This window comes from Stenotrophomonas beteli, assembly GCF_001431665.1.
Lineage (GTDB): Bacteria > Pseudomonadota > Gammaproteobacteria > Xanthomonadales > Xanthomonadaceae > Stenotrophomonas > Stenotrophomonas beteli.
In genome coordinates this window covers 1-11,999 of record NZ_LLXV01000093.1, presented here as the reverse complement: position 1 = coordinate 11,999, position 11,999 = coordinate 1, and the positions used below count along the sequence as shown (strand labels likewise).

The 11,999-nt window shown below is 60.7% G+C and carries 8 protein-coding genes and 1 pseudogene; 4 read left to right on the top strand and 5 right to left on the bottom strand.

Features of this window, described 5'->3' with window-relative positions; all coding sequences use genetic code 11:
* Nucleotides 1–97: 97 nt before the first annotated feature.
* Nucleotides 98–466 (bottom strand): glycine zipper 2TM domain-containing protein, encoded by a 369-nt coding sequence (locus ARC23_RS19520; protein ID WP_014646414.1) that lies wholly within the window; start codon nt 464–466, stop codon nt 98–100.
* Nucleotides 467–631: 165 nt separating this feature from the next.
* Nucleotides 632–2,854 (bottom strand): methyl-accepting chemotaxis protein, encoded by a 2,223-nt coding sequence (locus ARC23_RS19515; RefSeq protein ID WP_057498727.1) that lies wholly within the window; start codon nt 2,852–2,854, stop codon nt 632–634.
* 685 nt (nt 2,855–3,539) lie between these two features.
* On the opposite strand from ARC23_RS19515, the gene ARC23_RS19510 reads away from it, so the two are divergent.
* Nucleotides 3,540–5,405, top strand: a complete 1,866-nt coding sequence (locus ARC23_RS19510; RefSeq protein ID WP_203226381.1) for an SIR2 family protein — start codon at nt 3,540–3,542, stop codon at nt 5,403–5,405.
* 218 nt (nt 5,406–5,623) lie between these two features.
* Entirely contained in the window at nt 5,624–6,853 is a 1,230-nt protein-coding gene (locus ARC23_RS19505; protein ID WP_238985283.1) for an argonaute/piwi family protein, read from the top strand.
* 234 nt (nt 6,854–7,087) lie between these two features.
* Here the strand turns inward: ARC23_RS19505 and ARC23_RS20610 are convergent, their stop codons facing one another.
* Entirely contained in the window at nt 7,088–7,678 is a 591-nt protein-coding gene (locus ARC23_RS20610) for an RES domain-containing protein (RefSeq protein WP_160321671.1), read from the bottom strand.
* A 30-nt stretch (nt 7,679–7,708) separates the two neighbouring features.
* Nucleotides 7,709–8,626 (bottom strand): MerR family transcriptional regulator, encoded by a 918-nt coding sequence (locus tag ARC23_RS19500; RefSeq protein ID WP_057498725.1) that lies wholly within the window; start codon nt 8,624–8,626, stop codon nt 7,709–7,711.
* Between the two features lie 215 nt (nt 8,627–8,841).
* Here ARC23_RS19500 and ARC23_RS19495 point away from each other — a divergent pair, with 215 nt between their 5' ends.
* Together ARC23_RS19495 and ARC23_RS19490 are read left to right on the top strand one after the other, a co-directional pair.
* Entirely contained in the window at nt 8,842–9,612 is a 771-nt protein-coding gene (locus tag ARC23_RS19495) for an NYN domain-containing protein (protein ID WP_057498724.1), read from the top strand.
* A gap of 134 nt (nt 9,613–9,746) precedes the next feature.
* Nucleotides 9,747–10,115 carry a hypothetical protein gene (locus ARC23_RS19490; RefSeq protein WP_057498723.1) on the top strand — a complete coding sequence of 123 codons (369 nt, stop codon included), beginning with the start codon at nt 9,747–9,749 and terminating at the stop codon, nt 10,113–10,115.
* A gap of 961 nt (nt 10,116–11,076) precedes the next feature.
* Here ARC23_RS19490 and ARC23_RS19485 read toward each other — a convergent pair.
* Nucleotides 11,077–11,999: pseudogene (locus ARC23_RS19485) on the bottom strand (MobQ family relaxase); the annotation flags it as partial.

Genomic DNA, 11,999 nt, shown 5'->3' with positions numbered 1-11,999 from the left:
CTTAATTCCCTCCGTCCCCTTCTCCTGCAACGAAGAACGCCGGCGCTGGGCCGGCGTTCGAGGACCGCGATGTGGACAGGGCGCTGTTGGCGATCGATCAACGGTAGACGCGCTCGCAGCGGCGTTCGACCACGCGATCGCCGTTCTTCTGCTGGCTGTTGCCCTGGATCTGCCGGCCAGCCGCACCACCGGCCACGGCGCCGGCCACGGTGGCGAGCTTCTTGCCGTTGCCGCCACCGACCTGGTTGCCGAGCAGGCCGCCAATCACCGCACCGGTCGCGGTGCCGGCGATGCGGTTCGGATCGCGCGAGTTGCGCTGCACTTCCACGTTCTTGCAGACCACGCGGCTGCCATCGTTGAATCGGCGGCCCTCATCGCGCGGACCATAGGTCTGCGCGCCGGCCACCGACGAAGCCGCCAGCAGGGTGCCCAGCACAAGCAATCGGGTCGAGGTCTTCATGGCCATCTCCTGAGTTCCGGTATGGCGCAAGTGTCCTCCCGCGGTTGGCAACCGGAAGTGAAATGCGCGTGTCCGCCACCTGGTCGGCCATCGCGCGTTCAGGAACAAAGGTGCGCCCACCGCGATCAGCCATCGCGATGGGTGCCGTCTCCCTGCCGGCATGCGCTACTGCTAGAACTCTTCCCAGCCACCCGCATTGGCGGCCAACGTCTGCTCGATGCGTGGCGAAAGCGCCGCCGGCCGCCGCACCGGCGCGACCGAGGCTGCCACTGCGGCAAGCGCGCGCGGAACCGATGTGGCCGCAGCGACTGCGCCGGTACGGAACACGGCCACGGCCTCGGACAGCAGGTTGGCCTGCTCGGCCATCGAGCGTGCGGCGGCACTGGCTTCTTCCACCAGCGCCGCATTCTGCTGCGTGGTCTCATCCATCTGCACCACCGCCTGGTTGACCTGCTCGATGCCCGAACTCTGCTCCTGCGAGGCCGCGGAAATGTCGGCCATGATGTCGGTCACGCGTTGCACCGAGGCCACGATCTGGCCCATGGTGGTGCCCGCCTGACGCACCAGCACCGACCCATCGGCCACCTTGCCCACCGAATCCTCGATCAGGCCCTTGATCTCCTTGGCCGCACCCGCCGAACGCTGCGCCAGCGTGCGCACTTCGCTGGCGACCACCGCAAAGCCACGGCCCTGCTCGCCGGCGCGCGCGGCTTCCACCGCCGCGTTGAGCGCCAGGATATTGGTCTGGAAGGCGATGCCATCGATCACACTGATGATCTCGGCGATCTTCTTCGAGGAGGCTTCGATGGCGGACATCGTGGTCACCACCTGGCCAACCACATCGCCACCCTGTGTCGCCACGCCATGCGCGCCGATCGCCAGCTGGTTGGCCTGCCGCGCGTGCTCGGCGTTCTGCTTGACGGTGGACGTCAGCTCTTCCATCGATGCGGCGGTCTCTTCCAGGTTGGCCGCCTGCTGCTCGGTACGCCGCGACAGATCGGTATTGCCCGCGGCGATCTCGCCGGCGGCCAGGGTGATGCTCGACGCACTGGACTGGATGCGCCCGACGATCTGCTTGAGCTGATCGACGGTGGCGTTGCAGTCGTCCCGCATGCGCGCGAACACGCCATGGAAATCACCTTCCATGCGCACGGTCAGGTCGCCGCGCGAAATCGCCTGCAGCAGGCTGGACACCTGCACCAGGTTCTCGTCGGTGGTCTGCATCAGCCGGTTCAGCCCGGACACCATGTCACCAAACTCGTAGGAGAAGCGCGCTTCATCGCCGCGCTGGCTGAAATCGCCCGCAGCCGCAGCTGTCGCCAGTCGGCGGATCTCGCCATTGATCGCCGACAGGCTGCGCTTGGTCTCGTCCATGGCCTGGGTGATTGCCGCCTTCTCGCCCGGCAACGGATCCATGTCCACCGACAGGTCACCGCGCGCGTAATGCTTCATCACTTCGATCAGCCGGTTCTGCACCTGTACGTGCGCGCCCACCAGTGCATTGGTCTCGTGCACCATGCGTCCGTAGTCACCCGGGAACGCGCGCTCGTCCATGCGATAGCTGAGGCTTCCCGCGTCATGCTGGCGGGCCAGCTCGCCCTGTGCCGCCATCACCGCCTGCACCTGGGCCTGCATGCGCTGCATCGATTTCAGCAACTGGGTCACCTCGTCGTTGCCGGAGGCGTCGATGGCACTGTCCAGGCGTCCGCTGGCGATACCGTCAGCCAGCTTCACCGCCCCCGCCAGCGGCCGGGTCAGGCTGCGGGTGATCGCCCATGCCGCCAATGACCCCAACAGCAGGCTCAGTACGCCAAATACCACCGACAACGTGCCAGTCCAGGCCTCGGTGGCGCGATATTCTTCGCGGCTGCGCGCGGTCAGTGATTCCTGGTGGCGCAGCAGCGCGGAAATGGATTGGTTCCAGGCGCTCGCCAGACCATGCTCGGCCAGAAGTTCCCGGGCCGCGCCGTCGAAATCACCGGCCTTCATGCGTGCATGCAGCTGCCCGGTGGAAATCTCGGTGGCCTTGCGCGCCGCCTCGATTTTCGCGACCAGCGCATCGCCTGTGGCGTCTCGCGGAATTTTGACGTAACGCGCCCAGATACCCTCGTAGGTACGCGACAGCTGCAGGGCCTGCTGATAATCCTTGTCGAAATCCTCGCCGCGCTTGATTACCATCAACCGCCGGTGCATCAGCATCGCGTTGTTGGTATCCAGCATGTCGTTCAACAGCCGCATCTTCACCATGTTCACGTCCACCACCTTTTCGAACTGGGCGGACTTGAGGTGATTCCCGTACAGCACCAGGCCGACGATGGCCAGGATGAACAGGAGCAACAGACCAAACCCGGCACCCAGCCGGGAACCCACACGGAGGTTGCGTAAAGCGAGCATCTCAATTCCCTTGATCATGGCCGTACGATCGATGGCGGCGTGATCGGGAGAAACTTTAAGATATTTTCCGCATATACCTTCCGCACCATCCGAAACTGTGAGGAGCGACCTGGAAAATATGTCATATACCCACATTCATAATATCGAAGAATATGCTCGGGCGCGGATACCGGAAATCCCCGGCGCGCCTTCGCCCAGCATGTGGATGGGGCCTCGAAGGCACTGTCCGCGATGGCCATGAAGGGTCCCGCCCGCCATCGGCAGATCACGCGGGCAGCGGCCTGATGCGCCCTGCAGCCCAGCATCGGCACCGGCAGCCGGGTGCCCCAGCAGTTACCATGGACGGCCCTGTCCCTGCTCCGCCGCCGCAGCCTTCCGGCGCGGCCGGATGCCCCGATCCACGAGTCCCATGTCCAAAGACAAGTCCGCCGAACACACCCCACTGATGAAGCATGATGGATTCATCGGAATCATATGCAAGCAAAGCCTTCTGCAGCAATGACTCTGGCCCGTTGGCGGCGGAACACCGCTCAAAACGCAACACCGTCGCAACAAGCCCCCTGCAGCAAGCCCGACCCATTTTTGTTGATTGGAATCGATTCCAATCTCGGAGTCTAAGGAGATGAGACACGAGCGGTAGTAGGATTGGGTTGTCCCATTCACCTGGCCACTCAACAGCTGCCTGATGACGAAATCCATCCAGGTTATTTCTGCATCTAAGTTCGCTACAACCTTTGCCCTCCGACCCGAGCTTCACGCGTGGCTTCTCGGTGCCGGCGCTTCTGCGGCCTCTGGCATCCCGACCGGCTACGACATGATCCTGGACTTCAAAGCCAGGCTCTATTGCCAAGAGACCCGGTTCCCTCGCCGAAACGTTGATCCGAGCGATCCGCTGTGGGTTCAGCGCATTGACGAGTTCTTCTCTCGCACCCCGCTCCTTCCGCCTCCTAACGATCCGACCGAGTATGCGGCCGCGTTCGAGGCGATTTATCCGCAAGAGACCCATCGTCGCCAATACATCGCTGACGCCATCAGCAAGGGCACCCCCTGCTTTGGGCACCGCATGCTGGCCGGTCTGATAAGCGCCTCAAAGGCTCCCTGCGTCTTCACGACCAACTTTGATCCTCTGATTGAAGAATCCAGCCTGCTGGCGGCATCCCTAATGCCCCCAGGAGCCGCGAGCAAGCCTACGGTGGCGACTCTAGACTCTGCACACCTGGCTACGCGCTGCCTGGATGAGTCAGACTGGCCGCTCATCGCCAAGCTTCATGGCGACTACCGTTCAACATCCCTGAAGAACACCACGAGCGAACTGGCTTCCCAAGACCATGATCTGCGCCGGGCTATGGTTGAAGCCTGCAAGCGGTTCGGTCTGGTCGTAGTCGGCTACAGCGGACGCGATTCCTCCGTGATGGAGGCGCTTGAGTCGGTCCTGGCCTACGAGAACCCCTTCCCAAGCGGCCTCTACTGGTGTGCGTCTTCCCGCTCCAAGCTCCTGCCGGCTGTGAATGATTTTTTGCAGAAGGCTGTGTCTGCGGGAGTCAGCGTCTTCATCATCGAGTCCGCGACGTTCGACGAGTTGGCCGGCGATCTGCTCAACCAAATCGGCCTTCCAAGCCCGGTGCTGGACCATGTCCTGTCGTTCCAGCCGACCCAGCTCGCAGCTCCCATCCCGGTGCGCACGGCGGAAGCACGGAAGTTCCCCGTGCTGCGCCTCTCCGCATTGCTGGTTGAAAGTCTCCCCATAACGGCAAGAAGAGTAGCCTTGGGCCGCCCATCCTCCATCGTTGAGGTGCGGGAAATGCTCAAGGCCACGAAGTGCCGGTCGGCGGTGGCAATGGTTGGGAATGAGCTCGCAGCCTTCGGCAAAGACGCAGAAATCCTCGCTTCATTGCACAGTCTGAAACCAGTGCTAAACGGGCATTGGACGCTGGACCCCGTCCAAGACAGCTGGGCTCTAGGCCTCATCTACGATGCCCTCCTTCGCGCATTGGCTCGGCGACGACCGTTGATTCCGAGACTTAAGCGTTCCGGGCACTCGCTTATGGTTGCCAGCGCAAGGGGCAACGAAACAGACGAGCAGCGACATCGCCGCGAACGCCAACTATCCAAGCTCAAGGCGGCCTATGGAAGCGAGCTCACGGGGAATAAGTTCGGTCGCAGCTACAACGAAGCCATCTCGGTTCGGCTGGAAGAGATTGAGGGACGCTGGTGGTGCGGGTTTGATCCCTACACTGCCGTAGAAGCACCGCAAGATGAGCGGCTGGCTCCTTCTGACACGGCCCAAGGCGACCCGCTGGGCTGGTCGACGCAGCGCAGGCCAGATCCGACCGCTGACTGGAGACGAGAGCGCTGGGCGACCAAGTACAACGGTGCTTGGGCCAACATCATCGACGCGTGGGCGAGCTTGCTCACCTCCCCACACGGCGTCACCTTTCACGCGTTCGGAATAGATGATCAAGAGGGAGTGGATGCAGCTTTTCGCATTTCACCGCTCACCGGCTTCAGTCGTCCTGGACATCACGACAAATACTTTGACCGGAGGCAGTGATGGTAGATGTTTCTCGCTCGCAGCTACCGCCGCTGTCCTTGCTTTCGGAACCGGAGCTGGCCTTTTCTCCTGCGCACTCTGGGGGGCGAGACGTCCACCCCCTTCGCGGGCTGGCGCACTACGGCCCCTTCTCGTCCCAGACATTCAGCCAGTTCACGCCCACCGTTCGCATCGCCACAGTGGGCCCAGCAAGTGCGTTTTGGACTCGGGGCGCACTTATGGCATCGCTGAAAGAGCGACATGGGGCTAGCGATAGAAGCGGCTACGCCCCAGATTTTCCCGGTTTCGCCAGCGTATTCGGCGTGGACTTGGCTTCCTCGGACAAGGCCAACCACATCCGTTGGCCCGACTCCATCAACGATCTTCCAGGATCTGGCCCGCTTCAGCATCGCCTGGTGGCCGCCTTCGACGCAGCTCTCTCGCAACTAAGCACAAGACACGAACAGTTTGACGTGGTTCTAGTCCATCTCCCAGAGGCGTGGCTTCCTTATACGTCGGGAGACGGATTCGACGCGCACGATGTCCTCAAGGCACTGGGAGCAAAGCACGGCATCCCAACCCAAGTGATCAACGACCGGACCTTCAGCTTCTCCAACAAGGCTCAGCTGGCTTGGAGGCTGTCGATCGCGCTCTATGTCAAAGCCGGCGGCATTCCTTGGAAGCTCGCCCCTCTGGCGGGAGTGCCCGCGGATACTGCCTACATTGGTTTGGCATATGCGCTGAAGAAGGTCAACGACGAAACCCACTTTGTCACCTGCTGCTCGCAGGTGTTCGACATGGACGGGGGCGGCATGCAGTTCGTGGCATTCGAGGCCAAAGATCCAGTCGAGGACGTGCGCGAAGCACGAAGAAATCCATTCTTGTCACGAGAAGACATGCGAGCGGTCATTGCCCGCAGTCTATCGATCTACCAACAGCGCAATGGAGGCATTCTTCCTCGGCGAATGGTCATTCACAAAAGCAATGCCTTCAAGAAAGACGAGGTTCTTGGCGCTCGCGACGCCTTGACCGCCGTCCCCGAGGTGGAATGCATTGAGATCAGCTCCAGACCGACTTGGCGGGGAGTATGGCTGGTCAAATCCTCTGCTGGTACCGCGCGCACCCAGCCAGCGAGATATCCAGTCCCCCGCGGCACCTTCATCCCCCGGTCGGGCACGTCCGCTCTTCTTTGGGCTGCGGGCAATGTTTCGGACGTTTCAAGCAAATCAGACTACTACCAAGGCGGGAAGAGCATCCCCCGCCCACTTCTACTGACCCGTCACGCGGGTAGCGGACCGCTGGAAACGATCGCCCACGAAACACTGGCGCTGACCAAGATGGACTGGAACAACGACGCACTCTACGACCCAGTGCCCGTCAGCATCCGCTACTCCCAGAAGCTCGCCAGGACCATCTCCAATGTTAAGGACCTTCCCGGGAACAGCTATCCATATCGTCTATTCATGTAGCGGCTTCCCAGTGCAAGGAGAACACGTTCAACGTAGTGTTCGAACTACACCCAATGCCTTCATTTAATGGGTGTCGGACTTTCGTCGACGGCCAGATGGTTCACCCAAGCCTTAATCACTGCGCCGCGCCGCGCTCGCAATCATTAGCGCTGACCAATCAATCGACCAGGCATGTCTCTTTAAAACGCAGAGACATGTCGTCATGGACGACTCCACTGCTCTCAGCGCAACCCTTTACGCAAGCTCTTCTATGGTTGGATTTGCAGTCAAGAAGGAGCTCCACTCGGCGTCGGACGCCAACGAACCGAAAGGTTCCTTGGACGTCACGGTCAGGCCGATCGTATCTTTATGATGGTGCCACAAGGCAAAAACTTCGCCTGGTTGGTTTCGATGGAACGAGGACCAGGTAAGCCCATGAACCGTCTGCCCAAAACGTTGAAACAGTTCCAAGCCCATCGCTTGATAGGGGGCATATCGCTTGAACGCAACGTCTCTTCCGTCCAGACCCAGATACTTTCGGTTCCGACCATCGATTCGAAGGAAAAGGGAGGGCCGCTCTGAACGATAGCGCGCGACCTTGTAACTCTCGGCACGACGACGCAGCCACTGGTAGTTCCCGGATGGATTCTCAGAGAGAATGTGGCACTCCACTGCAACGGTTGGAATGTTTTTCCCCAGGTACAGCACAGCATAGTCGCCCTTATGCCCGTCGGGAGGATCCACCCGAGCATTCCGATACTTCTCCTCCGGCGGCTCGAGATGTGCGCCGTCGTGTCGAAAGAGGCGAACGAGGTCATTCTGGGGATCAAGCAGGACGACTTCCAAGTCACTAGCATCAATCACGCGATCCCTCGCTTAGTATTGGGAGTGGACATCCGCAGCCGCGACAACCGCAGCACGACGCTTGCTGCCGTCTTGCGCCAACAACCACTGCCCTGCAGCGACATCCCGCGCACTGGTCAGCTTGCCCAAGAGCACTTCAATCGGTGTCAGTCCTGCCAGTGATTCATTGATCCCAGTGAAGAATGCAAAGGCCTCCGCGCCACTGCCTGATAGATGCGAAAGCACTTCAACCAACGGCTCGCCGGAAATGCCCGCCCACGTCTGAAACACAGGATAAGCCCTGCCCCTCTTTCGGTGAGAGCCAAGGAACGCAATGACCTTCCCCTCACCTTCGCGACGCCGGACCGTTTCCGCGCTAACACCGAGCAGCTTCGAGAACTCGGCAACACCAAGCGTCTCGTTCGGATCGTGATCAAACATTGGAACAGATTCTGCCTGCGATTGCTCGGACTTCGACAACACGGCCATCCTAGTGACCTGAAGTTCCGATTGCAGCAGATTTCCAACTCTCACCGTCTCCAGCCATGAGCGCATGATTCTCACGGCCTCGGCGCTCATTCCAGCCCTCGCCAATGCATCCGCATGACTCTCTTCGCTGTGCTTGATCGCCATCGCGAGGGCGCTCTCACGCGCCTGCCCGTGGCGGAAAAGATGCGGAGACACTAAGCCCTTCACGGGAAGAGCGAACCCAGCAGGGAGAAAATGATTGAAAGACGCAGCGTCATGGGCCTTAAAAAGCTCACCTAGCTCTTCATAGATACCCACCTTCCCTGGCCTCCATGCCTCAAACGCATGCGCCGCTATGTCTTCCATCACATCAAGCTCTTCCAGCCCCTCATTCAACTCATGATAGGGAATCGTCCATTCAAAACTATGGGCCTGCATCTGCGGAATCGCCGCTTTGGCCCTGCGTTGTTTGGCTTGAGACATGACGACCTCCAAAGCACCCAGAGTGGCTAGTGTGGCTTATGAGGCTTAAATTGTCAACTAAGCGCTATCATGGAAAATACAATTATGCAAGATGCTGATCCATATCTTCCAGGCCCTGCGTGTAAGATGTTCTTAGGGACTGCTTACCAAGCTTCCCGTTGAACCCGCGGACGATGCGAGAGCAGATCCTGGAAGAACGGAACCCAAGCAAACCTATGGCAAACGGAAGTGCTCCCCAAGACTGCAAGGTCGCTGTTCTGGTGGACTGCGACAACGTCAGTCCTGAGATCGTCGACCATGCGCTCTTGATGGGGGCTCAGTTCGGTCGAGTAGTGCTACGTCGGGGCTATGGAAACCATGCCACCCTCGCCAACCGCTGGCAGGAAGTGATGGTCCAACAGGCGTTCACGCCCTGCCTTCAGTATCAGTACGCTGCGGGAAAGAACACATCAGACATCGCTCTGGCTTTGGACGCCCAAGAGGCGATGTTCGACGGCAGGGCGGATACGTTCTGCCTGGTCACCAGCGACTCCGACTTTGCCTATCTCTGCCGAAAACTCCGCGAGCGCGGCGCAACCGTTTGCATTGTTGGCGAGGCCAAGACACCACTCGCCCTGCGCAACGCATGTGACCAATTTTTCCTCTGGGAGAGCGTTTCGGCTGCTGGGACACGTGACACCACTGGTCTCAACGAATCAGCGAGCACAGCCCCCGGCAAAGTGGAGCGCCCCCTCCCCAAACGTCGGCCTAGGTTCTTGGTGGATGCGGTGGCCTTGCTTGCAGGCGAGACCTCCGAGGGAAAAGTGGGGCTGGGCGCACTGGGGCAATACTTGCGACGAACCAACCCATCGTTTACCCCGAATGCATACGGCCACTCTGGGCTGCTGAATATGGTGAAGACCTACGACCTGCTCTCACCACAGCAGGAACCGGGCGGTAACTGGTCGGTTGGGCTTGCGCCCAGCCCTGCCGGCGATGCCAAGTAGACCAATAGAATGGGTCCAACATGCCTGCCTCTGCACTGCGTGCCTTTCGCCTGCTCCGAGCGTTCGGCGCCCTCGAGTTTGCACTGAAACGAGTCCCCGGATTCACCGGCGCCTACTCAAATGGATCCGCCAGCGTGAATTGGCAAGCCGTCGACGCTGCACTCGAAGCGATGCAACCAGAGCTGCTCACGTTGGCCGTATCTGACTCGACCAAGCAGAAGATTCTGGGCGGGAACCGGGATCGTCCCATGGTTCAGGTGGTGACGGTGCACGGCGGCCACAACATCACCGCCTTCCGGGCCAAAGCCTTGAGTGCGTCAGACCCGAGGGCGCTGATGCAAGCCGCCCGCAGGGTTCGCAACAACCTCTTTCACGGGGGGAAAGAAGATCCGCTTGAAGAGGCATTCCCTGGCGATGACAACCAGTGGATTACAGCCGCGACCGACGTCGCGAGTGGCGTTCTTGATCTGGTCGTGAATGGAAGGCTCCGGCCCTTGCCCTGAGCAGTTACGAGCAGACATAGCTTCCTTGGTGATTAGTTCAACTCGGCCAATCGCGCTTGATAAGCCCGCTCTATACAGGCTTTGTCGGCACAGAAGTCCCGCACCGTCCTGCGCCACCGCCCTTGACTCGCCGTAACCTCGCCCGGTCCATCGAACGGGCCCGGACGACACCGAACGCCTCTGCAGTTTGCGTGTCCAACTGGGCCAGTTCCGGAACGGCACAGATCATTTGCTCTAGGGCGGAGGGACTTTCAAGGGGCTGTCCCGAACCAGCGAGTTCTTTTCGACTAAGTAGCAATTGTGTGCGCAATTCCCTGCTGAGTGCCCTTGATAATTTTCACTTAACTGGTTGGCTACGAGTACACACCAACCGAGGACGCACATTGCTAGATCCACGAACCCAAATCGCCGCGCAACTTCTGAGCGGTACCTTCAACCCCACCGTCCATCGCACTCGCGAAGAGCGCGTGGGCGACATTCAAATCGCTCTGGAGCTCTCGGAGCGCATCTTGGGCATGTCTGCAGGAAAAAGTCCGATCCAACCCATCGATGCTCAGTTGACCGACGACGGGCACACACCAACGACGGAGGAACCATGACTGACCCACAAACCCGAATCGCTGCGCTGGTTCTAAGCGGCACCATCGAACGAGCGGCCCAGCGTACTCAGCAAGAGCGCTCAGAAGATGTTCGAGTGGCCTTGGAGGTCGCCGCCGAGGTTTTGCGCCAGCGCGCAGGCGGAAACCCAGTCGACCTCGTTCATGACAGGCCTAGACTTCAGCCACGGCCCGCTCCTACAACCAAGGAACGCGTCGAGGTAAAAGAGGATCTGGCTCCCTTGGATCAACTGCTCGCTGATCGGCGGGGAATCAGGCCCTCGGCCAAGCCGCCAACGACCAAACGGCCAACGCTTCATTGAACTTCCCAAGCCCCCCGCCACAGCGGGGGCTCTTCATTGCTGTCAGTGAAGCCTTGGCCGAGGCGTGGCCTGCGGCATGGATACAGTCAGCTTTGCGGGGTCTCCCGTTTCGTGAAGCGGATCCCCCAACTGATCCAGGGCTACCCTGCTGCCGGCTTCCAACTCTGCCACGGCGGCTGACAGCTGATTCGCACAGGCCTCTTCCTGACCGTCCTCGATCTTTGTACGAGCTTTTCTCAGGGCATCCAAACGCTGCTCGATTGCGGCCAAGCGACGTCCGCGACGCCGGGCCCAAGCCACCAGTGCAGCGCCTGTCGGCCGGGGCTGCTGTTCGATGAAGTCCTCCAACGACCGCTCCGCGCGCGTCAGAAGCGATGCAGCCCGTCGTTCTGCCTCCACCCGTCGCAGCCACTCCGTCGCTCGTCGCCTCACTGCGGCCAATCCCCTTAGCGCTCGGTGGATATCCTTGCGCACCCTTGTCGCCACGCTCCCGTTGCTAACGGCCAAGTCCAGACGACCTAGAAGCAGGCGCGTGGACCGAAGCGCGCCCTCGAGACCGGCCGCCACCACGTCACGCCAAAGTCCCCACGCGCTCTCCATCAGGGATCGCAGCGATGGTTCGGATGCATCGGGAAGAGTGCGAATGGCCAGAACTCCTCGCCGACCGAATCCCTTTACGTCCTCGATGTAGCTTTCACCCGATTTCGCCCCCAGCTCGACACGGTTCGGCGGGATCGATGCATGTCCGCGGGCACGATCTGTATCCGTCGCTGCCCTCTCAAACCGTATCGCTGCCTGATGCACAGCACCCTGGTTTTCCGCAACGATGTTGGCCAGAACCTTCCCGACATCGGTCTCCACTCCCCGCCGTTCGAGCGCTGAGGCCTGCTGGCCCAAGTGGATCGTTGGGCGCCGCCCGAGAACCGCAGCTTCGACGATGTCGCCGCGCTCGAGCGCGTCCTCCG

Coding starts and splice junctions, on each gene's coding strand:
- ARC23_RS19495 (WP_057498724.1), top strand. CDS start 8,842: ATGGCAAACGGAAGTGCTCCCCAAGACTGCAAGGTCGCTGTTCTGGTG.
- ARC23_RS19515 (WP_057498727.1), bottom strand. CDS start 2,854: ATGCTCGCTTTACGCAACCTCCGTGTGGGTTCCCGGCTGGGTGCCGGG.
- ARC23_RS19510 (WP_203226381.1), top strand. CDS start 3,540: ATGACGAAATCCATCCAGGTTATTTCTGCATCTAAGTTCGCTACAACC.
- ARC23_RS19520 (WP_014646414.1), bottom strand. CDS start 466: ATGGCCATGAAGACCTCGACCCGATTGCTTGTGCTGGGCACCCTGCTG.
- ARC23_RS19500 (WP_057498725.1), bottom strand. CDS start 8,626: ATGTCTCAAGCCAAACAACGCAGGGCCAAAGCGGCGATTCCGCAGATG.
- ARC23_RS19505 (WP_238985283.1), top strand. CDS start 5,624: ATGGCATCGCTGAAAGAGCGACATGGGGCTAGCGATAGAAGCGGCTAC.